At 68.4% G+C, this 24,064-nt stretch carries 23 protein-coding genes and 1 pseudogene; 11 read left to right on the top strand and 13 right to left on the bottom strand.

All coding sequences use genetic code 11. From position 1 onward, the window contains the following. The first annotated feature begins 29 nt into the window (after positions 1-29). Positions 30-227: a rubredoxin gene (locus E5S69_RS13655; protein WP_171515187.1), complete on the top strand. Its 198-nt coding sequence runs from the start codon at positions 30-32 to the stop codon at positions 225-227. A 59-nt stretch (positions 228-286) separates the two neighbouring features. Here E5S69_RS13655 and E5S69_RS32945 read toward each other — a convergent pair. The 3 genes and pseudogenes from E5S69_RS32945 to E5S69_RS13640 all read right to left on the bottom strand — a co-directional run. Continuing rightward, positions 287-706, bottom strand: a pseudogene (locus E5S69_RS32945) (hypothetical protein); the annotation flags it as partial. A gap of 37 nt (positions 707-743) precedes the next feature. Continuing rightward, on the bottom strand, positions 744-920 hold the full coding sequence (locus tag E5S69_RS13645) for a hypothetical protein (RefSeq protein WP_171515186.1): 177 nt from the start codon (positions 918-920) through the stop codon (positions 744-746). Between the two features lie 44 nt (positions 921-964). Further along, positions 965-1,144: a hypothetical protein gene (locus tag E5S69_RS13640; protein WP_012356585.1), complete on the bottom strand. Its 180-nt coding sequence runs from the start codon at positions 1,142-1,144 to the stop codon at positions 965-967. A 281-nt stretch (positions 1,145-1,425) separates the two neighbouring features. Here E5S69_RS13640 and E5S69_RS13635 point away from each other — a divergent pair, with 281 nt between their 5' ends. The 6 genes from E5S69_RS13635 to E5S69_RS13610 all read left to right on the top strand — a co-directional run bounded on the left by E5S69_RS13635 (position 1,426) and on the right by E5S69_RS13610 (position 7,073). Continuing rightward, positions 1,426-1,929: a hypothetical protein gene (locus E5S69_RS13635; protein WP_171515185.1), complete on the top strand. Its 504-nt coding sequence runs from the start codon at positions 1,426-1,428 to the stop codon at positions 1,927-1,929. A gap of 214 nt (positions 1,930-2,143) precedes the next feature. Continuing rightward, entirely contained in the window at positions 2,144-3,502 is a 1,359-nt protein-coding gene (locus tag E5S69_RS13630) for a cytochrome c oxidase subunit II (RefSeq protein ID WP_171515184.1), read from the top strand. A 10-nt stretch (positions 3,503-3,512) separates the two neighbouring features. Then, positions 3,513-5,279 carry a cytochrome c oxidase subunit I gene (gene ctaD, locus E5S69_RS13625; RefSeq protein ID WP_171515183.1) on the top strand — a complete coding sequence of 589 codons (1,767 nt, stop codon included), beginning with the start codon at positions 3,513-3,515 and terminating at the stop codon, positions 5,277-5,279. Then, entirely contained in the window at positions 5,276-5,923 is a 648-nt protein-coding gene (locus E5S69_RS13620) for a cytochrome c oxidase subunit 3 (protein ID WP_171515182.1), read from the top strand. The genes ctaD and E5S69_RS13620 overlap by 4 nt, the downstream gene beginning before the upstream one ends. A gap of 26 nt (positions 5,924-5,949) precedes the next feature. Next, on the top strand, positions 5,950-6,657 hold the full coding sequence (locus tag E5S69_RS13615; RefSeq protein ID WP_171515181.1) for a heme-copper oxidase subunit III family protein: 708 nt from the start codon (positions 5,950-5,952) through the stop codon (positions 6,655-6,657). Between the two features lie 8 nt (positions 6,658-6,665). Then, complete coding sequence (locus tag E5S69_RS13610) at positions 6,666-7,073, top strand: cytochrome C oxidase subunit IV family protein (protein WP_171515180.1); 408 nt, start codon at positions 6,666-6,668, stop codon at positions 7,071-7,073. Between the two features lie 65 nt (positions 7,074-7,138). Here the strand turns inward: E5S69_RS13610 and E5S69_RS13605 are convergent, their stop codons facing one another. Both E5S69_RS13605 and E5S69_RS13600 read right to left on the bottom strand, forming a co-directional pair. After that, positions 7,139-8,566, bottom strand: coding sequence for an NAD-dependent succinate-semialdehyde dehydrogenase (locus E5S69_RS13605; RefSeq protein WP_171515179.1), 1,428 nt, complete (start codon positions 8,564-8,566; stop codon positions 7,139-7,141). Positions 8,567-8,726: 160 nt separating this feature from the next. Continuing rightward, positions 8,727-9,521 carry an MHYT domain-containing protein gene (locus E5S69_RS13600; protein WP_171515178.1) on the bottom strand — a complete coding sequence of 265 codons (795 nt, stop codon included), beginning with the start codon at positions 9,519-9,521 and terminating at the stop codon, positions 8,727-8,729. A 249-nt stretch (positions 9,522-9,770) separates the two neighbouring features. Between E5S69_RS13600 and E5S69_RS13595 the strand changes: the two genes are divergently transcribed. The 4 genes from E5S69_RS13595 (at position 9,771) to E5S69_RS13580 (ending at position 14,212) form a co-directional block, all read left to right on the top strand. After that, positions 9,771-11,261, top strand: coding sequence for an MATE family efflux transporter (locus tag E5S69_RS13595; protein ID WP_171515177.1), 1,491 nt, complete (start codon positions 9,771-9,773; stop codon positions 11,259-11,261). Between the two features lie 435 nt (positions 11,262-11,696). Next, positions 11,697-12,158, top strand: a complete 462-nt coding sequence (locus E5S69_RS13590) for a tripartite tricarboxylate transporter TctB family protein (protein ID WP_171515176.1) — start codon at positions 11,697-11,699, stop codon at positions 12,156-12,158. An 11-nt stretch (positions 12,159-12,169) separates the two neighbouring features. Continuing rightward, positions 12,170-13,672, top strand: a complete 1,503-nt coding sequence (locus E5S69_RS13585) for a tripartite tricarboxylate transporter permease (RefSeq protein ID WP_171515175.1) — start codon at positions 12,170-12,172, stop codon at positions 13,670-13,672. A 213-nt stretch (positions 13,673-13,885) separates the two neighbouring features. Further along, the gene (locus E5S69_RS13580; protein ID WP_171515174.1) at positions 13,886-14,212 is read left to right on the top strand and encodes a helix-turn-helix transcriptional regulator; all 327 of its coding nucleotides are present in this window, start codon (positions 13,886-13,888) and stop codon (positions 14,210-14,212) included. Between the two features lie 72 nt (positions 14,213-14,284). On the opposite strand, the gene E5S69_RS13575 is transcribed toward E5S69_RS13580, so the two are convergent. The 8 genes from E5S69_RS13575 to E5S69_RS13540 form a co-directional block, all read right to left on the bottom strand. Further along, positions 14,285-15,064, bottom strand: a complete 780-nt coding sequence (locus E5S69_RS13575; protein ID WP_171515173.1) for a DUF4397 domain-containing protein — start codon at positions 15,062-15,064, stop codon at positions 14,285-14,287. A gap of 358 nt (positions 15,065-15,422) precedes the next feature. Beyond that, positions 15,423-16,457, bottom strand: a complete 1,035-nt coding sequence (locus E5S69_RS13570) for a diguanylate cyclase (protein ID WP_423766628.1) — start codon at positions 16,455-16,457, stop codon at positions 15,423-15,425. A 52-nt stretch (positions 16,458-16,509) separates the two neighbouring features. Then, entirely contained in the window at positions 16,510-17,547 is a 1,038-nt protein-coding gene (locus tag E5S69_RS13565) for a chemotaxis response regulator protein-glutamate methylesterase (protein WP_171515172.1), read from the bottom strand. Beyond that, positions 17,544-19,856 carry a hybrid sensor histidine kinase/response regulator gene (locus E5S69_RS13560; protein WP_171515171.1) on the bottom strand — a complete coding sequence of 771 codons (2,313 nt, stop codon included), beginning with the start codon at positions 19,854-19,856 and terminating at the stop codon, positions 17,544-17,546. Before E5S69_RS13560 ends, E5S69_RS13565 begins: the two co-directional genes overlap by 4 nt. After that, on the bottom strand, positions 19,853-20,569 hold the full coding sequence (locus E5S69_RS13555) for a chemotaxis protein CheW (RefSeq protein WP_171515170.1): 717 nt from the start codon (positions 20,567-20,569) through the stop codon (positions 19,853-19,855). Before E5S69_RS13555 ends, E5S69_RS13560 begins: the two co-directional genes overlap by 4 nt. Beyond that, the gene (locus tag E5S69_RS13550; RefSeq protein ID WP_171515169.1) at positions 20,562-21,845 is read right to left on the bottom strand and encodes a CheR family methyltransferase; all 1,284 of its coding nucleotides are present in this window, start codon (positions 21,843-21,845) and stop codon (positions 20,562-20,564) included. The genes E5S69_RS13555 and E5S69_RS13550 overlap by 8 nt, the downstream gene beginning before the upstream one ends. Then, positions 21,842-22,318 (bottom strand): chemotaxis protein CheW, encoded by a 477-nt coding sequence (locus E5S69_RS13545; protein WP_171515168.1) that lies wholly within the window; start codon positions 22,316-22,318, stop codon positions 21,842-21,844. Before E5S69_RS13545 ends, E5S69_RS13550 begins: the two co-directional genes overlap by 4 nt. Positions 22,319-22,357: 39 nt before the next feature. After that, positions 22,358-23,974 (bottom strand): methyl-accepting chemotaxis protein, encoded by a 1,617-nt coding sequence (locus E5S69_RS13540; protein WP_171515167.1) that lies wholly within the window; start codon positions 23,972-23,974, stop codon positions 22,358-22,360. Positions 23,975-24,064 lie beyond the last annotated feature (90 nt).

The following is a 24,064-nucleotide window of genomic DNA, read 5'->3' as shown; positions in this document are numbered from 1 at the left end:
CCGTTCCATCGCCGAATCAGGAGTGAGTTTTGCAGCAGGACCAAATCGAAGCGACCGTCGCCTTCAAGACCTGGGTATGCGTGATCTGCGGCTGGGTCTATGACGAAGAGCAGGGCTGGCCGGAAGACGGCATTGCCCCCGGCACGCGCTGGGAGGACATCCCCGATGACTGGCGTTGCCCGGAATGCGACGTCGGCAAGGGAGAATTCGCCATGATCGAGTTGTAACGCCGCAGGCACTTCCAGTTATGGCCTTGGCCGCGGCCCACCCAAGGCCCGGCACCAGGCTAGCCGGCAAGGCCGGCGTCCATGCCGTTGAAGAAGGCGCGGCCATTGGCGGCAAGCGCGTCAAGGTGATACCCGCCTTCCTGCACGACCAGCGTTGGCAGGCCCATCGCCACAACGCAGCGGCCCAGGCGGCCAAAGCCGTCGGTCGATACCTCCACCAGCGACTGCGGGTCTTCGCGATAGATGTCGAAGCCAAGTGCCAGCACCAGCACGTCTGGCGCGAAGCGCTCGTAGCGCACGCGGGTCTCGAAGACACCGCTGACAAAACCCGCGATCACCGCATAGAAGGCGGCCATGCACACCACCGCCAGCGCGATGCCAAGCACGATGGCCGGGGCCTCGCGGGTCTGCACCAGCAGGAACATCGGATAGGGAGAAGCCATGGCCAGCAGCGCGGCCAGCTTGAGGAAGCGCGCGCCGGTGTGAAGCGGCGTGAAGCATCGCCAGGGCACGGCTTCAGTGGTGGTGCCCGCCGTGCTTGTGCAGCGCGTGTCGGCACAGCCCCGCGCGCTGGCGCTGTGCCGCGCAACGCCGGTAGCGCATCCGGTAGGGATGGCTGCAACGCCATAAGGCGCGCAACACGGTAACGCACAGCAGCGCCGCCATGAGGGCGGCAAGCAGGCCGATCGACATGGCGGCCCCTCCTCTCACTGCGCGTGCAGCAGACCCCGGCGGAGTCAGATCAGCAGCGGTAATGCCTCCAGCACCAGCACCGCGACCAGTGCGCCGATCAGCGCGCCCATGGTGCGGCAACTGATGCGCAGGAACCTGGCGGTCACCGGGATCGAGCCCATGGCGATCACGCCTACCAGCGCCATCGGAATCAGGAATACAAGATCATGCGCGGTGAAGTGCATGGCGGTCTCCTGTCTCTCTTTTGTGGTTCCAGTATAGGCAGTGTGTGCCGGATGCACGGTACGCGCATCGGGATTGTCCCCGATGCGCCGCTTGCGGCTGGCCCTCCAGGTATCGGGGGCCGCACTTGCGAATCGACGATCGTTGCGCCACGTACGCATTCCGAGCCTTTTTTCGGCTGGCCGCCTTCGAAGCGGGAAACACGTGTCCTATGCTGAGCAGAGACGCGGGGCGTGTTTCCCCTTTCGTGCGATGCCCCGCCGACGAGAGACGGAGGTGGGCTATGGAACTTCACATGCAATCGCACCACTACGTGCGGCGACTGCCGGACTGGACCGCGGCAGCGGTGTCGGGGCTGGCGGCGGGCGCGTTGCTGCTGGTGCTGGAACTGTTCTGGTCATCGATGGTGTCTGGCGTGAACCCGTGGGTGGTCACGCGCATGATCGCCGCGATCGTGATGGGGCCCGAGGTGCTGCAGACCTCGCTGTTCAGCGTCGGCACCGTGGCCGCGGCACTGGTGATCCACTTCGTGCTGGGTGCCGTGCTGGGCATGATCCTGGCTGCGATCCTGGCGCCGTTTACGCTCGATTCCAGCTTGGGCATGGCCATGCTGGCTGGCGCGGTATTCGGGGTGGTGGTCTATGTCTTCAACTTCTATGTGATGACGCGAGCGTTCCCGTGGTTCGTCGAGGTGCGCGGCTGGCATACCTTCGTCGGCCACCTGATCTTCGGCATCGCGGCGGCGGCATCCTACTGGAAGCTGGAGAGCAAGGACGTGTCGCACTGACCCGGCGCTGGCCCGCACACGGACCGGCACATGGCGCTGCGGCGGCGGGGACCAGGGGTTCCCGCCGCCGCTTTTTTCCTTGCGCCGCGCGCTTGTGCAGCGCGACACCGATGTGCCGGCGTGTCGCCTTGCAGTGACCTGACGGCATGCACTAGTCTTATCTCTACCTGCGTGACTTGCGCATCCCTCGCCGCGTGCGAGGAGGAGGGTGGATATGGCGATGGCCATCGCACTCGTCGTCATGGTTGCCGCTTCGGTGCTCTTCCATTTCCTGAGCCCGTGGTGGGCGACGCCGCTGGCGTCCAACTGGAAACAGATGGACGACACGCTGACCATTACCCTCATCATCACCGGCATCTTCTTCATCGGCATCAACCTGTTCGTCGGCTACATCGTCTGGCGCTTCCGCCATGACGCGCCGCATCCCGGCGGCGGCACCGGTCACCGCGCGTCCTATCACCCCGAGAACAGCAGGCTGGAACTGTGGCTGATCGGTGGCACCACGCTGGGCGTGATCCTGCTGCTGGCGCCGGGCCTGTTCGTCTACGCCGATTACGTGCGCGCGCCGCGCGAGGCGATGGTGATGGAAGTGGTCGGACAGCAATGGTCGTGGGCCTTCCGCTTTCCCGGCAAGAGCGGGCAGCTGGGCGCTTCCGACGCGCGCTTCGTCACCGGCGCGAATCCGCTCGGGCTGGACCCGGACGACCCGCGCGGGCTCGACAACATCGTCATCGTCGGCCCCGAAGTGCACCTGCCGCTGAACAAGCCGATCAAGGTGCTGCTGCGCTCCAAGGACGTGCTGCATGACTTCTACGTGCCGCCGTTCCGCGCGCGCATGAACATGGTGCCGGGCATGGTGACGTCGTTCTGGTTCACGCCCACGCAGGCGGGACGCTTCGACATCCTGTGTGCGCAGCTGTGCGGCGTGGGCCACTACAACATGCGCGGCACGGTGGTGGTGGAAGAGCCGGCCGCCTACGAGGCGTGGCTGGCGAAGCAGCAGACCTTTGCCATGACGCTGGCGAAAGCCGCGGCGCCACCCGCGGCCATGGCCGCCGCCGCGCCCGGCGCGGCGGGCGCTGCCGGCACCATCGAGAAGGGCCGCGCGCTGGCGCAGAGCAAGGGCTGCGTGGGTTGCCACAGCATCGACGGCAACCCCGGCGTGGGCCCGACCTGGAAGGACCTGTACGGCAAGACCGAGACCTTTGCCGACGGCAGCAGCGCCAAGGTAGACGATGCCTTCCTGCACAAGGAGATCGCCGAGCCGCAGGCACGCCTGGTCAAGGGATTTGGCCCGGTGATGCCGAAACTGCCGCTGAGCGACGATGAGATCGCCGCGCTGACCGCCTATATCAAGTCGGCCGGCAGCGGCGCGGCGGAGGCGGGCACGGTGGCGCCGGTCGCCCCTGCCGATGTGCCCGCCGGCCCCGCCGCCGCGACCAGTGCCGCCACCACGGCAGCGGCGCGCTCGGCCGCGCCCGCGGCTACGCCCGGGGCCGCGTCCGGCACCTATACGACATCGACGGCCGTCGCCGTGCCGCCGTCGGCGGCGCCCGCGCCGCCGCGCAAGTGAGGAGACCTGCATGGCTTACGCCGACGATGCTGCCCATCACGCGCCGCAGAGCTTCTGGACCCGCTATGTCTGGAGCCAGGACCACAAGGTCATCGCCGTGCAATACACCATCGTGGCGATCGTGGTGGGCCTGGTGGGCGTGGCGCTGTCCAACCTGATGCGGATGCAGCTCGGCTTCCCGGGCCGGTTCGAGTTTATCGACGCCAACCGCTACTACCAGTTCGTCACCATGCACGGCATGATCATGGTGATCTACCTGCTGACCGCGCTGTTCCTGGGCGGGTTTGGCAACTACCTGATCCCGTTGATGGTCGGCGCGCGCGACATGGTGTTCCCGTTCCTCAACATGCTCAGCTTCTGGGTCTACCTGCTGTCGGTGATCGTGCTGCTGACCAGCTTCTTCGTGCCGGGCGGGCCCACCGGCGCGGGCTGGACGCTGTATCCGCCGCAGGCCATCCTGCCCGGCACCCCGGGCCATGACTGGGGCATCATCCTGATGCTGGTGTCGCTGGCGATCTTTATCGTCGCCGCCACCATGGGCGGCCTCAACTACGTCACCACCGTGCTGCAGGCGCGCACCGAGGGCATGACGCTGCTGCGCATGCCGCTGTCGGTGTGGGGCATCTTCATGGCCACCATCCTGGCGCTGCTGGCGTTCCCGGCGCTGTTCGTGTCGGCGGTGATGATGCTGCTGGACAAGACGCTCGGCACCAGCTTCTTCATGCCGGCGATGGTGTCGATGGGGCAGCAGCTGCAGTACAAGGGCGGCAGCCCGCTGCTGTTCCAGCATCTGTTCTGGTTCTTCGGCCACCCCGAGGTGTACATCGTCGCGTTGCCGGCCTTCGGCATCGTCTCTGACCTGGTCAGCGTGCATTCGCGCAAGAGCATCTTCGGCTACCGCACCATGGTCTGGGCGATCCTGGCGATAGGCGTGCTGTCGGTGGTGGTATGGGCGCACCACATGTTCGTCAGCGGCATGAACCCGTACTTCGGCTTCTTCTTCGCCACCACCACGCTGATCATCGCGATCCCGACCGCGATCAAGGTCTACAACTGGGTCATCACGCTGTGGCGCGGCGATATCCATTTCACCGTGCCGATGCTGTTCGCCATCGCCTTCATCAGCACCTTCGTCATCGGCGGGCTGACCGGGCTGTTCCTGGGCAATGTCAGCGTCGACATCCCGCTGTCGAACACCTACTTCGTGGTCGCGCACTTCCACATGGTGATGGGCGTGTCGCCGATCCTGGTGGTGTTCGGCGGCCTCTACCACTGGTACCCGAAGGTCACCGGCAGGATGCTGGACGACACCATGGGGCGCATCCATTTCTGGGTGACCTTCGTCGGCACCTATGCAATCTTCTTCCCGATGCACTACCTGGGCGTGCTGGGCATGCCGCGGCGCTACTACGCCTACGAGAACTACGCCTTTATCCCGGAGTCGGCGCATGTGATGAACATGTATATCTCGTTGGCGGCCTTCATCGTCGCCACGGCGCAGCTGCTCTTTGTCTTCAACCTGGTCTGGAGCCTGCGACACGGACGCAAGGCCGACGCCAATCCGTGGCGCGCCGCGTCGCTGGAATGGCAGACGCCGCAGACGCCGCCGGCGCACGGCAACTGGGGCCCGCACCTGCCGGTGGTGTACCGCTGGGCCTATGCCTACAGCGTGCCGGGCGCGCCCGAAGACTTTATCGCGCAGAACGCGCCGCCCGAGGCCGGCGGGACGGACGGGTCCGAGCCTGAACCGCATGAAAGCCGAGGAGCCGTCGCATGAATGCCGAGGCGCTGTACAAGGTCAGCCGCGATGATTTCGGCGGCAATCCGTCCGGCGAGAATGCCGCCAACCACCGGCCGCGCGGGCGCGCGCCCGCAAGCCTGGGGCTGTGGGTGTTCATGGGCGTGGTGAGTTCGCTGTTCGCGCTGTTCCTGACGGCCTATGCGCTGCGCATGGACAGCCCGGACTGGCACCGCATCGGGCTGCCGTGGCAGGTGTGGTTGTCGACCGCGCTGCTGGCCGCGGGCAGCGTGTCGATGGCGGTGGCGTCGCACGCCGCGCGGCGTGGCGAGATGGCCATGGCCCGGCGCGCGCTGCGCCTCGGCGGCCTGGGCGCGGCCGGCTTCGTCGCCTCGCAGCTGTGGGCCTGGCAGGCGCTGGGCGCGATGCAGGTGATGCCGGCTGGCAACCCGGCCGGCAGCTTCTTCTACCTGCTCACGGCGATGCATGGCCTGCACGTACTGGGCGGGCTGGCCGGCTGGGGCGTTGCCATGTCGGCACGCGGCAGCGGCGCCACCGCGGTGCTGCGCATGCAGCTGTGCGCGCGCTACTGGCATTTCCTCCTGGCGGTATGGGTGGTGCTGCTGGCGGCGCTGGGGTGGCTCACGCCCGAGCTGGTGCGTTACATCTGCGGCACGGCCTAGCGGCGGCGGCAAGGAGGAGGACCGGCATGTCCACGCAACTGTCTTCACCATCGGCCAACCCGGCGGTGGCGCCCGCGCCCCCGGTGGGCGGCGTGCGCGGCCTGCTGGCCGACTGGTCGTCGGACCAGCAGGCCTTCAAGGTGTCGTGGGGCAAGGCGATGATGTGGATCTTCCTGCTATCCGACACCTTCGTCTTCAGCTGCTTCCTGACCGGCTACATGACCGTGCGCATGTCGACCACGGTGCCGTGGCCGAACCCGAGCGAGGTGTTCGCGCTGCATGTGGGGGGCGCCGACATCCCGCTGCTGCTGATCGCCATCATGACCTTCGTGCTGATCACCAGCAGCGGCACCATGGCGATAGCGGTCAACTTTGCCTACCGCCGCGCGCGCCGCGAATGCGCGACGCTGATGCTGGTCACCGCGCTGTTCGGCGTGCTGTTCGTCGGCATGCAGGCGTTTGAATGGACCAAGCTGATCGTCGACGAGGGCGTGCGTCCGTGGGGCAACCCGATGGGCGCGGCGCAGTTCGGCTCGACCTTCTTCATGATCACCGGCTTCCACGGCCTGCACGTGTCGTGCGGCGTGGTCTACCTGGTGATCGTGGCCACGCGCGTGCTGCGCGGACGCTACGAGGCGACCGGCAACTACCAGATCGTCGAGATCGCCGGGCTGTACTGGCACTTCGTCGACCTGGTGTGGGTCTTCATCTTTGCGCTGTTCTATCTCTGGTGAGGGCGGCCATGGCATCGAATCCGGCATCTCCCGCAACCCCTGCCACGCCCGCGCACGGTACGCCGCAGGGCATGTCGCACGGCCCCGGCCCGGACGCCGGGCCTGCCGCGCACCACGGCCAGCAGCACCCCATCGGGCTGTACCTGAAGATCTGGGCGCTGCTGTTCGTGCTGTCGACGCTGTCGTACCTGGTCGATTATTTCCACTTCACCGGGTATCTGCGCTGGACGCTGATCCTGCTGTTCATGGCGATGAAGGCGGGACTGATCGTGGCGGTGTTCATGCACATGGCGTGGGAACGCATGGCGCTGATCTGCGCCATCCTGATCCCGCCGATGTGCCTGCTGGTGCTGGTCTGGCTGATGGCGGAAGAAGCGAATCATACGTTCCTGACGCGCGGCATCTTCTTCCGCTGACGGGGAGGCGCCGCCGGCCCCGGGGAGGGAGCCGGCGGCACGCCGCCCTGCACCTACCCGGGCGCTCAGGCCTGGGTGATGAACTTGGTCACCAGGTAGCCGTCGAAGGTCTCCTGGCCACCTTCGCTGCCGATGCCCGAGTCCTTGGTGCCGCCGAACGGGGTCTCGGCCAGCGCCATGCCGAAGTGGTTGATGTTGACCATGCCGGCTTCCAGGCCGTTGGACACTTCGGTCGCGGTCTTCAGCGAGTTGGTGAACACATAGGAAGCCAGTCCGAAGGGCAGGCTGTTGGCGCGGCGCAGCACCTCGGCGGTGTCCTTGAAGCGCGTCACCGGGGCCACCGGGCCGAAGGGCTCGTCGGTCATCAGGCGCGCGTCGTCGGGCAGGTCGGTGACCACCGTGGGCGCGAAGAAGTAGCCCTTGTCGCCCAGGCGCGAGCCGCCCGCCACGACCTTGCCGCCGCGCTGGCTGGCATCGTCGAGGAACTGCTCCATCGACAGCACGCGGCGCTCGTGCGCCAGCGGGCCCATCTGGGTGCCGTCATCCAGGCCGTTGCCGACCTTGATCGAGCCGATCACCTCGGTAAAGCGCGCCAGGAAGCGGTCATAGGCCTTCTCCTGGACGTAGAAGCGCGTCGGCGACACGCACACCTGGCCGGCATTGCGCAGCTTGAAGCGCGCCAGCATTTCGGCGGCCGGATCGATGTCGGCATCGTCAAACACCAGCACCGGCGAATGGCCGCCCAGCTCCATGGTCACGCGCTTCATGTGCGCGCCGGCCAGCGCCGCCAGCTGCTTGCCCACCGGCACCGAGCCGGTGAACGAGATCTTGCGCACGATCGGCGATTCGATCAGGTAGGTCGAGACCTCGGCGGGCACGCCCCAGACGATGTTGAGCACGCCCGGCGGCAGGCCGGCATCATGGAACAGCTGCGCCAGCGCCACCACCGCGCTGGGCGAGTCCTCGGGTCCCTTCAGGATTAGCGTGCAGCCCGCGCCCACCGCGGCGACGATCTTGCGGATCGCCTGATTGAACGGGAAGTTCCACGGCGTGAACGCGGCGCACACGCCGATCGGCTCGCGCACCACCAGCTGGCGCACATTGGGCTGGCGCGGCGGGATCACGCGGCCGTAGATGCGGCGGCATTCCTCGGCGTGCCAGTCGGCGTGCTCGGCGCAGACCATGATCTCGCCGACCGCTTCGGCCAGCGGCTTGCCCTGGTCCAGCGTGATATTGCGGCCGATGTCCCGGGCGCGCTCGCGCGCCAGTTCGCCGACGCGACGCAGGATCTTGCCGCGCTCCAGCGGCGAGGTCTTCTTCCAGGTTTCAAAGGCGCGCTGCGCGGCGGCCAGCGCGCGATCCAGGTCGGCGCGCGTGGCGTGCGGCAGCTGGCCCAGCACTTCCTGGGTGGCCGGATTGATGACCTCCTGTTCGCGCCGGTCGCCTCCCTTGATGAATTCCCCGTCGATATAGAGGGCGAGATCCTGGTACATGCGTGTTCTCCTGGTGGGCGGTGAAACCGCAAGCTTAACCCGCCCGCCGCGATCATGCACCGCGCCGGGCGGGGGGGCCCCCAAAGAAAAAGTGCCCGGAGCGGCGCTCCGTCCAGCCGGCCGCGCTGTCTCGTCAGTCCGCTGATCGTTGAAATCCTTGTCAGGCCGGATCGCGCGTGCGTGCCATGGCGGCGGGTCCGGCCACGGCGCCGGTGCGGGTGGCTTCCACCACCAGGATCACCAGCAGCGTGATCAGGCTCAGCCCGAATACCGCATAGCCGATGCTGTCGCCCTCGATCGCAAACAGGCTGGGCGCGTAGGCCGGGCTGGTGCAGATCATGGTGCCGGCCGACATGCCGGTGTAGTGCATGCCGCAGACCGCCACCCCCATCACCACGGCCGCCGCCAGCTGCTTGCCGCCGGTCTTCACCGTGACCGCCAGCCACAGCGCCACCACCGACACCACCACGGCGATCACCACCGACAGCGCGATGATGGCGAGGTCCCAGTCGAAGCGCGTGTTGGAGCGGATCGCCGCCATGCCGGTGTAGTGCATCGCCACCACGCCCAGCCCGGTCAGCACGCCGCCCTGCACCACATTGCCGGTGCGGCTGCCGCGCGGGCGCGACGCGAGCGCCAGGCCGGCGCCCGCCAGCACCATCACCACCAGCAGCGAGGCCAGCGTGGTGAACAGGCCGAACTCGCGATGGGTCGGGGTCTGGTAGGCCACCATGCCGATGAAATGCATCGACCAGACCGCGCCGCCGCCCAGAGCGACGCTGGCGCACAGCAGCCGGTCGACATCCAGGCGCCCGTCGGGCTGGCGCACCCGGCGCGACCAGCGCAGGCCGACGTAGGCGCCGCATACCGAGATCAGGAACGACAGGCCCACCATCGGCCAGTCATAGGCAAACGGCACCAGCGCGCCGGCAACAGGCTCGAAACCGACAAACATGACCCCACCTCCTTGTTTTGACTGCGACGGATGGCGCGTGCGCATGCCGGATCGATCCGGATAAGACCCGGATAACCCCGTCCGGCAGCCGGCCCGGGACGCAGTAGTCCCCCGCGGAGTATGGGGTCGCCGGCTATCGCCGGGAAATAACTCATTCAGGTAAAAAGCGGGGACGATGCGCGGCCAGGCGTGCTTGAAGGGCGGCGTGGGCAGGCATAGACTGGGCGGATTTCCGCCTTCCGACGCCCCATGAAGCCCGATGCCAGACTGACCACCGGCCCGATCGGCCGGACCTTGCTGCTGTTCTCGCTGCCGGTGCTTGGCAGCAACATCCTGCAGTCGCTGAACGCCTCGATCAACTCGGTCTGGGTCGGGCGCTTCCTGGGCGAGGCCGCGCTGACCGCCACCTCCAACGCCAACATCATCCTGTTCTTCCTGCTGGGCGTGGTGTTTGGCATCAGCATGGCCAACACCATCATGATCGGCCAGGCCGTCGGGGCGCGCGATGTGGACGAGGCCCGCCGCGTGGTCGGCACCAGTACCACCTTCTTTGTCGCGCTGTCGGTGCTGGCGTCGGCGCTCGGCTACTTCTATACGCCGGACATCCTCGCCGCGATGCGCACCCCGCAAGATGCCGCGCCGCTGGCCGTGGCTTACCTGCGCATCATCTTCCTGGCGCTGCCGTTCATGTACTTCTACAACTTCGTCATGATGACGCTGCGCGGCGCCGGCGATTCGCGCACGCCGTTCTGGTTCATGCTGTTGTCCGTGGTGCTGGACGTGGTGCTCAACCCGATACTGATCTTCGGCGTGGGGCCGATCCCAGCCATGGGCATCGCGGGCTCGGCACTGGCCACGCTGATCGCCCAGCTGACGAGCCTGGTGGCGATGCTGGCGCTGCTGTACCGGCGCCGGCATTTCCTGCTGCTGCATCGCGGCCAGCTGGCGTTGCTGGTGCCGGATCCGGCGATCCTGCGCGCGCTGGTGGTCAAGGGCCTGCCGATGGGGCTGCAGATGGTGGTGATCTCGTCGTCCGCCATCGTGATGATGGCGCTGGTCAACACCTATGGCTCGCAAACCACCGCTGCCTACGGCGTGGCCTCGCAGCTGTGGACCTATGTGCAGATGCCCGCGCTGGCAGTCGGCGCGAGCGTGTCGTCGATGGTGGCGCAGAACGTCGGTGCCGGGCTGTGGCAGCGCGTGTCGCGCATCACGCGCATGGGGCTGCTGTTCAACGTGGCCATGACCGGCGCGCTGGTCGCGCTGATCTACCTGTTCAACCGCCATTCGCTGGGCCTGTTCCTGGGCAGCGACGGCGTGGCCATCGGCATTGCCCAGCATATCAACGTGGTGGTGCTGTGGTCGTTCATCCTGTTCGGCTTCACCATCGTCATCTTCGGCACGGTGCGCGCCACCGGCGCGGTGATGGCGCCGCTGGTGATCCTGTTCCTGTCGATGTGGGTGATCCGGCTGCCGTTCGCGTGGGCGCTGGGTCCGCGCATTGGCGCCGACGCGATCTGGTGGAGCTTTCCGCTCGGCTCGGTGGTGTCGCTGGCCCTGGCGCTCGGCTACTACCGCTTCGGCAACTGGCGCCGCAGCCAGATCCTGCCGACCGCGCCGCACCCGGCAGAAGCCGTGGGGCAGGCGCCCGATACCAGCATGGGCACGCCCTGCGAAGACGCGGGCGAGGTGGTCGACGCGGCCAGCACCGCACGCGCAACGGCCGAAGCCGCGCGTTGATTGCAGGGCAAGTCCCGCATTGAAAGCCTTCCGAAAGATCGATGTGTCATCGTGTCACCGCTGGCACTCCCTCCCAGCGCACGCGCACCCCTGCCGGCGCGGCAGGGGTGCGTGTCTTTGCGGCCGCGCCTTGCTTTGATGCAAGCGCGCGCGCCGTCTTGTTCGTCTGACGTTCCTGTCGTCCTTCCCTCGATTTCAAGGCTGTTTAAATACATCACGTTGTGATGTATTCCGTCGCGCGTTGCGGCTGGATTTGCCTTGTTTTAAGGGGTCATTGGTAAATACCCCTAAAACAGGACAACTGAAAGGCACCTGAAAGATCACGTCTCTAAGGTTCGGGTCGACCGTCGGGAGAGCATGCCATCTTGCATGCGTGGCGCGCTTGAGCCAGTGCGCCCCCGGCACGGCATTTCGTGAACTTTGAGGAGAATCGTTTTGCGCATACGCAGCCAAAAGGACTTTGCCTCCGGCCTGATGTTCATTCTGGTCGGTCTGGGCTTTTCCTGGGTCGCTCGCGGCTATTCCATGGGAACAGCCGCCAAGATGGGACCCGGTTATTTTCCCTTCCTGCTGGGCCTGGTGCTCGCTGTGCTGGGCGCGGTGGTGTTGCTGACCTCGATGACGCCGAAAGGCGAGCAAGACCATCTGGCGCGCTGGGACCTGAAGACGTTGCTGTGGATCCTCGGCTCGGTGGTGCTGTTCGGCCTGCTGCTCAAGCCGCTGGGCATGGTGCTGTCGGTGTTCGTGCTGGTGCTGGTGTCGTCGATGGCCAGCCATGAATTCAGCTGGAAGGGGGCGCTGCTCAACGCGGTGGTGCTGGTGCTGATCAGCCTGGGCGCGTTCGTGTACGGCATCAACCTGCAGATGCCGGTGTGGCCGGCCTTCATCACCGGTTAAGGAACCCCGACATGGAATTGTTTGATCACCTTGCGCTGGGCTTTTCCACGGCCCTGTCGCTGCAGAACCTCGCCTACGCCTTCCTCGGCTGCGTGCTGGGCACGCTGATCGGCGTGCTGCCGGGCCTGGGGCCGCTGGCCACCATCGCCATGCTGCTGCCGATTACCTACACGCTGCCGCCGGTGGCCGCGCTGATCATGCTGGCCGGCATCTACTACGGTGCGCAGTACGGCGGCTCGACCACCGCCATCCTGGTGAACCTGCCGGGCGAATCGTCGTCGGTGGTGACCACCATCGACGGCTACCAGATGGCGCGGCGCGGCCGGGCAGGGGTGGCGCTGGCCACTGCGGGCCTGGGCTCGTTCTTCGCCGGCTGCGTGGCCACGCTGATCCTGGCCGCATTTGCCACGCCGCTGTCCGAAATCGCCTTCAAGTTCGGCCCCGCCGAGTATTTCTCGCTGATGGTGCTGGGCCTGATCGGCGCCGTGGTGCTGGCCTCCGGCTCGCTGCCCAAGGCGATCGCGATGATCGTGCTGGGCCTGTTGCTGGGCCTGATCGGCACCGACGTGAACTCCGGCGCGGCGCGTTTCTCGTTCGACGTGCCGGAGCTGACCGACGGCATCGACTTCGTGGCGCTGGCGATGGGCATGTTCGGCTTTGCCGAGATCATTGCCAACCTGGAGCAGAAGGAAGCCCGCGAGACCTTCACCAACAAGGTCACCAACCTGTTCCCGACCCGGGAAGACTTCAAGCGCATGATCCCGGCCGTGCTGCGCGGCACCGCGCTGGGTTCGGCGCTGGGGATCCTGCCGGGCGGCGGCGCGGCACTGGCGTCGTTCGCGGCGTACTCGCTCGAGAAGAAGACGTCGAAGTACGCGCATGAATTCGGCAAGGGCGCGATCGAAGGCGTGGCCGGTCCGGAATCGGCCAACAACGCCGCGGCGCAGACCTCGTTCATCCCGCTGCTGACGCTGGGCATTCCGCCCAACGCGGTGATGGCGCTGATGGTGGGGGCGATGACCATCCACAACATCCAGCCGGGCCCGCAGGTGATGACCAGCAACCCGTCGCTGTTCTGGGGCCTGATCGCCTCGATGTGGATCGGCAACCTGATGCTGATCATCCTGAACCTGCCGATGATCGGCATCTGGGTGAAGCTGCTGACCGTGCCGTACCGCTTCCTGTACCCGGCGATCCTGGTGTTCTGCGGCATCGGCGTGTACTCGGTCAACAACCAGACCTTCGACGTGTTCATGGCCGCCGGCTTTGGCGTGATCGGCTATCTGTTCCTGAAGCTGAAGTGCGAACCCGCGCCGCTGCTGCTGGGCTTCGTGCTGGGGCCGATGATGGAAGAGAACTTCCGCCGCACGCTGCTGCTGTCGCGCGGTGATTTCACCGTGTTCGTGACGCGCCCGCTGTCGGTCGGCCTGCTGATCGCCGCCGCCGCGCTGGTGGCCGTGGTGGCCCTGCCGTCGATCAAGGCCAAGCGCGAGGAAGCGTTCCAGGAAGAATAGCGCCCGCGCGCCCCGGAATGGCGCCGGCGCCCTGGACGCGACCGGCGTACGCCATGCAAGCATTCGGGGTGCCTTCGTGCACCCCGTTTTCATTTGCGGGCTGAGCGCTGCGCGTTCGCTCGCAATACCACCAGAGAGTGCCCGACTGCGGCAGCAGTCATGGCCGCGCATGATGATCAGGATTCCCGCACCATCGGTGCGCCGACAGCGCCCATGAAACCGCCTACCTTCGACCGGTTTTTCTCACGCATCTATGTGCTCAAGCTGGTCCAGTCCAGCCCGTCGACCGTGCTCAGCCTGGTGGACCGGCTGCGCGAGCGCGGCATCGACAAGAACATCCGCTCCCTGCGGCCGATCCTGCGCAGCCTGATGATGGCCCGGGCCATCACCGCGGAGCTGGTCGAAGGCAGTGGCCGCGTGTATTGCATTACCGCGCAGGGGCGGGCGGAACTGGAGGCGTATATCTCGCACCTGGCCGTGCTGAAGGCAGAGCTTGAACCTGCCGCCGAACCGCCGGGGCGGCCTGTCGCCGAGCCCTGAAATAAAAAGAGGCCGGTCCTTCCGGACCGGCCCCCCGCGTTGCCCGCCTGCCGCAGGCAACCGCGACAGCGGTTATTGCGTCACCAGTTCCAGACCGGCTTGCGATTCGTCGTCGCCACGCGCCACCAGCACCTTGATCTTGTTCGGCGTCAGGCCGCCGATGCCATCCACCGGGATCGTGGTGATCAGCCAGTCGGCGTTGTTGGCCAGCGTCAGTGCGCCCGAATCAAAGATGACAGTCTTGGTGCCGGCCGTGGTGATGCGCAGGCGATAGGTGGTGTTGCCGTCCAGGTCGATCGAATCCTGGCCCGAGGCCGGCGATGCCTGCTTGTAGCCCACCGCGGCAAAGGTCGGCGACACGGAGTTCAGGTCGACGGCCGGCAGGGTGATGTAGACATCGATGTTCTGCGCATTGAACGACGCGTTCAGCGAGCGCACGCGGGCCTTATTCGACAGCAGGCCTTTGCCGTACGGATCATCGATGGTCACCGTTTCTGCCGTGGTCGCACCGGGCAGCGTCACCACGGTGTACTTGTGGCCGGTGGCGGCGACCAGGCTGGCGCGGCCCAGTTCTGTCTGCGTGCCCGCCACGTTGAACGAGATCAGCTGGTTGCCCGTTTCAACGTTGAAGTAGGTCGAAACGAACTTGTAGGGCTTGTTCAGGAAGCTGGTGCGCGCGCCGTTCTGCAGCACGTCGACATTGGGGCCGCCGGTAATGGCGTGGATCGCGCGGATCGAGGGCTTGCTCAGGCCGATGCGGTCGTCGATGCCGTCATCGCCGCCGCCGCACGCTGTCAGCACGGCGGTCGCGGCCAGCGCGAGGCCGAGGAGAAGGGTCTTGGATCGAAGCATGGGTCACCTCTTGCTGTTGGAGTCAGAGACGAGCTGGCCCATGCCGGCGCGGATCGCGGCGGCCGCTTGGCCAGTTGCTATCTGGTATGCAGGCGCGGGATCACGCTTGCCGTGATGCAACGATAGGTTTGAAGCGGTAGGCCAGACAGGCGCGACGCTCCGAATTCAGTGTCGGACGATTCCGACAGGAAGTGATGCAGGCGCGCGGCGCCAGGCGGCGCGCCTTGGCAGCACAAGCGCGGCGGCGCGACGGGCCGCGGCCGCAGGTGGCCGTGCCGCCTGCGCAGATGTGTAACTGCTTGTTGCCGCCACGTTGGTGCCATGGTGGCGGGCAGCCGCGCCGGCGTGCGGACGCGGCTCAGGGCGGCGACATCATGACCAGGTTGCGGCCATTGCGCTTGGCCTGGTAGAGGCCCGCATCGGCCGCTTCCACCAACTGGCTGGGCTGCGCGCCGGCCTGCGGCACCAGCACCGCACCACCGATGCTGACGGTCACGCAGTCCAGGGTAGGCGAGCCGCTGTGGGCAATGGCCAGCCCCTGCACCGCGCGCCGCACCTTTTCGGCCAGCAGCCGCACGCCGCCGGGCGAGGTAGCCGGCAGCACCATGGCGAACTCTTCACCGCCGAAGCGTGCGGGCAGGTCGGCGGCGCGCACGCAATTGTCGCGGATCACGGCGGCCACGCGGCGCAGCACCTCGTCGCCGGCGACGTGGCCGTAGGTGTCGTTGTAGGCCTTGAACGCGTCGACATCGATCATCAGCAGCGCCAGCTGGGTCTGCTCGCGCAGTGCGCGGCGCCATTCCGCGCCGAGGTATTCGTCGAAATAGCGCCGGTTGGACAAGCCGGTCAGGCCGTCAGAGTTGGTCAGGCGCTGCAGTTCCAGGTTGGTTTCCAGCAGTTGCTGCTGGCTTTGCCGCAGCGCACGGTAGGCTTCGTCGCGCTGCAACTGGTTCACGTAGGAGCGCGAGTGATAGCGGATGCGTGCAATGAGTTCGATGCTGTCCGGCAGCTTGACCAGGTAGTCGTTGGCGCCGGCGGCAAACGCCGCGCCCTTGGTCGCGGCTTCTTCCTTGGTCGATAGCACGATGATCGGGATATCGCGGGTGGCGGGGTTGTCGCGATAGCGTTGCACCAGCGTCAGGCCATCGACGCCCGGCATCACCAGGTCCTGCAGGATCACGGTGGGCTTGGTGCGCTGCGCCACGGCCACCGCTTCATCCGGCTGCGCGCAGTAATGGAAGTCGATGTCCGGCTCGCTGGCGAGCGCGCGGCGCACGGCTTCCCCGACCATGGCCTGGTCGTCCACCAGCAGCACCATGGCCAGGTATTCCTGCTTGTCGACGGCCGGCGCCGGTGCGGGCATGCCGGATGGGTTAAGGGATTCGGGTTGCATATTCAATTCCAGGTCTCGCGGTCCCGGCGCGGCCGGGACCCATTGCATGCATTCAGGCGGTCGGGGCGGGCCACGGCAGTGCCGCGGGCCCGCACGCCTGCACCAGCCGTGCCGCGATGCGCGGCAGCGGCAGGATCTCGGCGGCGGCGCCAAGGGCGGCGGCGGCCTTGGGCATGCCGTACACGGCGCTGGTGGCGCGGTCCTGGGCGATGGTCAGGAAACCGCGGTCGCGTATCGCCTTCAGGCCGAGCGCGCCGTCGCGGCCCATGCCGGTGAGCAGCACGCCGATCACGTCGCCGCGCCAGTGTTCCACCACGCTTTCGAAGAACACATCGATGGAGGGGCGATAAAGGTAGTCGCAGGGTTGCTCGGTGTAGGCCAGCCGGCTCGGTCCGGCCAGGCGCAGGTGGTCGTTGGTGCCGGCCAGCAGCACGGTGCCGGCCTGCGGCGCCTCGCCGGCGCGCGCAATGCGCACCGGCAGCGCGCATTGCCCGTCGAGCCAGTCGGCCATGCCGGCGGCAAAGGCCTCGTCGACATGCTGCACGGTGACCACCGCGGCGCTGAAGTCCGCCGGCAGCGCACCCAGCAGCGTGGCCAGCGCGGCCGGGCCGCCGGCCGAGGCGCCGATCGCCACCAGCCGCGGCGCGCTGCCGGCGCGCGGCGCCGCCGGCAGCGCGTGCTGCGGCGCCACCCGGCCCGCCAGCAGGCGCGCAATATTGCGCAGCTTGCGCAGCAGCGGCCCGGCGGCCAGCTGCGCGTCGGCTTCGGCCAGGGTCGGGGTATCGACCGCGTCGATGGCGCCATGGCCCATGGCGTCGAACACCTGCGACGCGTTGCGGCCCAGGTCCATGGTCACCACCACGATGGCGCACGGCGTGGCGGCCATGATCAGGCGCGTGGCCTCGACGCCGTCCATGACCGGCATCAGCAGGTCCATCAGGATCAGGTCGGGGGTCTGGCGCGCAGCCAGTTGCACCGCCTGGGCGCCGTCGCCGGCAACCCATGCGATCTCGAACGCCGGATCCAGCGCCAGCGCGCGGCGCAGCGCGGCGACCGCGAGCGCTGAATCATTGACGATGCCGATTTTCATGGACGTGCCTCGCCGATCAGGTCCTGGACCGCGTCGAGCAACGCGGCGTCATGGAAACTGCCCTTGGCCAGATAATAGTCCGCGCCGGCCTCCAGCCCGCGCTGGCGGTCCTGCTCGCGGTCCTTGTACGACACCACCATCACTGGCAACTGGCGCAGCGCGGCGTCCTGGCGAATCCGGCGCACCAGCTCGATGCCGTCCATGCGCGGCATGTCGACGTCGGTGATGACCAGGTCGAAGGGCTCGGCGCGCAGCACGTTCCAGCCGTCCATGCCGTCGACCGCGACCGCCACGTCATAGCCGCGCCCGGCCAGCAGCTTGCGCTGCAGCTCGCGCACGGTGAGCGAGTCGTCCACCACCAGCACGCGCCGCGCGCGCGCCTGCACGCTGGCCGCTTCGGCCTGGCGCACGCCTTCGATGCGGCCCTCCGACACCAGCTTCTCGACCGAGCGGATCATGTCCTCGACATCGAAGATCAGCACCGGCGTGCCATCGTCGGTCAGGCTGCCGGCGGCAATGTCGCGGACCTTGCCTAGTGCCGCGGGTAGCGGCTGCACCACCAGCAGGCGTTCGCCCAGCATGCGGTCGACCGCAATCGCATAGGTCCGCTCGGCCTCGCCGATGATCACCACCGGTACCTGCGCCTGGGCCGCGCCGGCCTCGGCGCCGTCCCGCTGCAGCACCTGTGCCGCGCTGACCAGCCCGATGGCACGGCCCTCGTGGCGGAAATGCTGGTGGCCTTCGGTCTGTTCGATCTCGCTACGCGCCACCGAGGTCGCGCGCAGCACGCGGCCGAGCGGGAAGGCATAGGCTTCGCCGGCCACGTCCACCAGCAGCGTGCGCACCACCGACAGCGTCAGCGGCAGCTCGAGGCTGAAGTGCAGGCCCTGGCCAGGCTGCTGCGTCAGGCGCAGGCTGCCGCGCACGCGTCGCACCATCTCCTGCACCGCGTCGAGGCCGACGCCGCGGCCGGAGACTTCGGAGACGGTGTCGCGCATGCTGAAGCCGGGCAGCAGCAGGAAGTCGAGCAGCTCCGCCTGCGACAGCCGCGCCGCCGTGTCTTCGGAGGCCAGCCGCCGCCGCACGATGGCGCGTCGCAGCGCGTCCAGGTCGACCCCGGCGCCGTCGTCGGAAATCTCGATCTGCAGCCGGCCCGCGTTGTGGCGCGCGTGCAGCATCACGCGGCCTTGCGCCGGCTTGCCCTGGGCCTGGCGCACCGCCGGTGCCTCGATGCCATGGTCCACGGCATTGCGCAGCAGGTGTGCCAGGGGTGCGTCCAGCGCCTCGAGGATGTCGCGGTCCACCTGCGTGCCGGCGCCGGACAGCTCCAGGTGCACTGGCTTGCCCAGCGAGCGGCCCAGATCGCGCACCATGCGCGCGTAGCCGGCCAGGCCGTCGGAGAGCGGGCGCATGCGCGAGGCCAGCGCGCTGTCATAGAGCCGCCGCGCCAGCCGCGTGGCGCGATGATCGTACTGCTCGAACTCGTCGAGCCGCGCCGCCAGTTGCTGGTGGCCATCGTCGAGCAGCTGGCGCAGTTCGGCCAGCGCCGCCTGTGCCGCCGCTGACGCATGCGCGCCGCCGCCATCCTGGGTCTCGCGCAGGGCCTGCTGCAGCGTATCGGCCGCGGACAGCGCGCGCGCCTGCTGGCGCCGCGCCTTTTGCAGCGCTTTGCCGAAGGGCCGCAGCCAGTGCGATTCGACCATGGCCTCGCCCGACAGTGCCAGCATCTGGTCCAGCGCATCCGCATTGATGCGCAGCATGCGCTCGTGGCCGTCTGTGCTGTGCGCGGCCATCGGTGCCGGCGGCGCGATGTCGGGCTCGAGCGTCGGCGCAGGGGCGGGGGTGCTGACCGGGGCGGCAGCGGGGGCGGTCGCGTCGGCAGCGGCGCGCTGCGCCGGCGCGCCGCCGCCGTCGAGCGAACCCAGCCGCTGCACCACCGCGTCGATCTCGGCGCGGCCGGCCTGCTCGGACCAGTCCGGGTCGCCTCCGGGCGGATGGCCGATGCGCAGCAGCAGGTCGGTGCCCTGCAGCAGCGCATCGATATGCGCGGCAGCCAGCGGCATGCCGCCCTGGGCGGCGACCAGGCAGTCTTCCATGGCATGCGCCAGCCGCACGCCGCCGTCGAGCCCGACGATGCGGGCCGCGCCCTTGAGCGAGTGCGCCGCGCGCATGCACGCCTCGAGCTGCTCGGGTGCGCCCGGGTTGCGCTCCAGCGCCAGCAGCCCGGCGTTGAGGATCTCGGCCTGGGCGTCGGCTTCGAGCGCAAACAATTCCAGCAGCGAGGCGTCGCGCAATTGTTCCGGGTTCATGCCAGGCTCCGTGCCAGTGCCTGGCGGACTTGCGCGGCGTCGAGCAGGCCGACGCTGCGGCCCTGGTCGAGAAAGAGCGCCTGGGTATAGCGGGCCGAGCCGCGCGCCAGCGTGGCGGGCAGCGGCAGCAGCGCGGCGCGCCGCACCCGTACAATGCCGGAGATCTCGGCCACCGGCAGGGCGATCGCGGCGCGCCCTTGTCCAAGGATCAGGAAGCGGCTGCCGGCAGCGTTGAGCTCGGCGCGGGCTGCGCCCGTGTCGAACACGTGCGCCAGCGACAGGCAGGCCAGCAGGTTGCCGCGCACCGCGGCCAGCCCCAGTACGGCGGCATCGCGCCGGTGCGGCAGCGAATGGATCGGGCCTGGCGCGGTGACTTCGCCCAGCGCGGCGGTCGGCAGCGCCAGCCATTCATCGCCGATGCGGAACACCAGGCAAGCCAGCGCGGTGCCGCTGTCGTTGCGGTCGTCGCCGGCATGGCCATCATTGCCATCGCTGCCGCCGGCATCGGGCAAGACCTGCAGATCCTGCTCCAGCTCCCGGGCGTCCAGCAGCCGGGCAGCGGCCTGCGCGTAGGTTGGGCAGTTGCGGCAGTGGGCGTGCTCGGCCAGCGCCGGGCAACTGCCGTCGCCGCGCACGCCGATGCGCCGCCAGCAGTCGTCCACGCCGTCGGCGTCCACCACGGCGGCAAAGGGATGGGCGCGGGTCTCAGCCATGGTGCTTGCGGGTGTGGCGCTGCGCGCGCTGGCGCAAGCGGGTGGCGCCATCGTGGTCGCCTTCGGTGTCGAGCAACGCGGCCAGGTGATACAGGCTTTCCTGGTGCGATGGGTCCAGGTAGAGCGCCTTGCGGTAGGCCGCGTGCGCCTGGGCGACGCGGCCGGCGGCGTCGTGCAGCACGCCGAGCATGCCATAGGCATCGGCCATGGCGGCGCCATCGGTATCCGGCGCGGCACGGTCGAGCAGCGCCAGGCACGCGGCCGTGGCGGCGTCCAGTTCGCCGCGGTCGGCCATTGCCGCGATCGCGGCCAGCTCCGATGCGCGCGCATCGGAAGCTGATGGTGCGGCCGGCGCGGAGGGCCGCAGCGCCGGAGGACGCATGGACGCGGGCGGCCGCGGCAGGCGCGGCGGCGCGGCCATGCGGCGTGGCTGGGTGGCGTGGACCGGCGGGTGGGACGGGGCCCGCGCACGCAGCGCCGCGGCGGTGGGCTTGCGGAAGGCAAAGGTCAGCGGGATGCCGACCGGCTCCAGCCCCTGCGCGCTCAGCACGCTGGCCTCGGCCGGCCCGACGAAAAGCAGGCCGTCGGGCATGGTCAGGCGCACCAGGGTCTGCACCGCCTGCCGCTGCCCGGCGGCGTCGAAGTAGATCAACAGGTTGCGGCAGAATACAAAGTCATAAGGCGCTTCGCCGGCGAGCAGGCCAGGCTCGACCAGGTTGCCCTGCAGCAGCCGCACCTGCGCGCGCACGCGCGCGTCCAGCGCGTAGCCGGTAGGCGTGGCGGTGAAATAACGGTCGCGGAAGTCCAGCGGCGCGCTGCGGAAGGCGTTGGCGCTGTATTGCCCCTGGCGCGCACGGGCCAGCGCACGCGCGCTGATGTCCACCGCGTCGATATAGAAGCGCCCCGGCGGCACGCCGGCATCGAGCAGCGCCATGGCGATCGAATACGGCTCTTCGCCGGTGGAGCAGGGCAGGCTCAGCAGCCGCAGCGTGCGCCGGCTGTCGGCAAAGGCGCGTTCGGCGGCAAAGCGGCCCAGCGCCAGCAAGGCTTCGCGGTGCCGGAAGAACCAGGTCTCGGGCACCACCACGGCCTCGATCAGCGCCTGGAATTCGTCGGCCGTGCCTTGCAGCAGTTGCCAGTACGCCTCGGTATCGGGCGCGTGCCGCGCCTGCTGGCGTTCGCGCACGGCGCGCGCCACCGCGCCGCTGCCGATGGCGCCGGCGTCCAGGCCGATGCGGGCCTTGAGCAAGGCTTCGATATGCGCGGCGGTGCTCATGCGGCGTCCTCCCCGGCGGCTTCGGCGAACAGCATGGCATGGACCTCGTCCGGCAGCAGGGCGCCGACCCTGACCCATTGCACCAGGCCGCGCGCGTCATGCCGCACCGGACCGAGATAGCGCGGGCTGGCGCCGGACACGCCGGCGTCGAGGAACGATTCCGCCGGACAGCGCAGCGTCTGCGTGGCCGCTTCCAGGCGCAGGCCGAGCAGCCGCACGGGTTCGCCTTCAGCGCGGCGGTAATGGACCAGCACCGTGCGCGTGCTGGTGCGCAACGCGGCGGGCACGCCGGTAGCCAGCGCGGGCAGGTCGAGCACCGGCACCGGCTGGCCGCGCCGCTCCATCAGTCCCGCCACCCAGGCCGGCGCGCCGGGAATTTGCTTCAGCCGCGTCAGCGGCAGCACTTCCGCAATCTCGGCGGCATCGAGCGCGTAGTGGTCGGCGCCCAGGCGGAACAGCAGGAAGAGTTTCATGGCGGCGGCGCGCGACGGCCCGGTGCGGGAACCGGCAGCCTAGACCTTGAAGCGCGACACGCCGCTGCGCAGGTCGTTGGCGACCAGTGTCAGTTCGTCGATCGCCTGGCTCGACTGGCGCAGCGATTCGACGGTCTGCTGCGCGGCCTCGGACAGCTGCATCAGCGCCTGGTTGATCTGCTCGGCGCCGCCGGCCTGGGCCTGCATGCCTTCATTGACCATCAGCACGCGCGGCGCCAGCGACTGCACCTGGGCGATGATCTGCGACAGCTGGTCGCCCACTTGCGTGACCTCGGACATGCCCCGGCGCACTTCCTCCGAGAACTTGTCCATGCCCATCACGCCGGCCGACACCGCCGACTGGATCTCGCGCACCATCTGCTCGATGTCATAGGTGGCCACCGCGGTCTGGTCGGCCAGGCGGCGGATCTCGGTGGCCACCACGGCGAAGCCGCGGCCGTATTCGCCGGCCTTCTCGGCTTCGATCGCGGCGTTCAGCGACAGCAGGTTGGTCTGGTCGGCGACCTTGGCGATGGTGGTCACCACTTGGTTGATATTGCCGGCCTTTTCGTTGAGCGTGGCCAGCTTGGCGTTGACCGAGCCGGCGGCATCCATCACATGCTGCATGGTGCCTTCCATGCGCGACAGGCCGCCCTGCCCGGTGCCGGCCAGCGCCGCGGCCTGCTCGGCGGCGCTGGAGACTTCGTGGATGGTGCGCACCAGGTCGCGCGCGGTGGCCGAGATCTCGCGCGAGGTTGCACCGATCTGCGTGGTGGTGGCGGCGGTCTCGGTGGCGGTGGCCTGCTGCTGGCGCGCCGTGGCGGCGATCTCGTTGACCGAGGTGGTGACCTGGATCGCGGTGCGCTGGGCCTGGCCCACCAGCGAAGTCAGCTCGCCGGTCATCTGGTTGAAGCCTTCTTCCACTTCGTGGAACTCGTCCTTGCGGCGCAGCGCCATGCGCAGGCGCAGGTCGCCGCCGCGGATGCCGGCCAGCAGGCCGACGATCGACTGCATCGGCACCGTGATCGCGCGCAGCAGCAGGTAGCCGCATACCAGCGCCACCCCCAACGCCACGATCAGCGCCGCTTCGATGCCAAGCTTGGCGGCATTGACGGCATCGTCGATGCCTTGCGCGGCGCGGGCGTTGACCGCGCTGTTGTCGTCCACCAGGTGCTGGGTCGCCTTGCGTGCCTCGATCCAGCGGTCATGCGCCTCGCCGCGCAGCGCTGCCGAGGCGGCGGCGCTGCTCCAGTCGCCCTGGCGTGACAGGACCTGGGCCGCCTGTTCATAACGCGCGCGCACGTCGCGATAGGCCTTGAAGGCGGCCCGGTCTTCGTCGCGCGTGATGGTGGCCTCGTATTGCTGCTCGAGCTTGTCCAGGCGGCCGGCAGCCTCCTGGCCTTGCTGCTGGAAGCTGCGCCGCTGCGCTTCGTCGGTGGCGTTGATGGTCTGCCATGCCAGCACGTAGCGCTCGCCCCAGACGCCGCGGATGCCGGTGCTGTAGTTCAGCCCGGGCAGCGCGTCCTGCAGCATCAGCGTGGTGCCTCGTTCAATCGCGCTCAGGCGGGTATAGGCGACTACGCCCATCAGCGCCATGACAAGCAGGATCAGCGAAAAGCTTGCCAGGATGCGCGTGCGGATGGTCCATTCATTCACGGTGTTATCCCGGTGATGTTCTTGTTCGGGGCGCGGCCGAAGCCGGCAAGGCGGGCCGTGGGGAGGGCCGGGACTGCAGGGGCGGGGCGC

This window comes from Cupriavidus necator, assembly GCF_013141915.1.
GTDB lineage: Bacteria > Pseudomonadota > Gammaproteobacteria > Burkholderiales > Burkholderiaceae > Cupriavidus > Cupriavidus necator_B.
The sequence above is the reverse complement of the archived record's forward strand: the minus strand, read 5'-3'. Positions and strand labels throughout refer to the sequence as shown.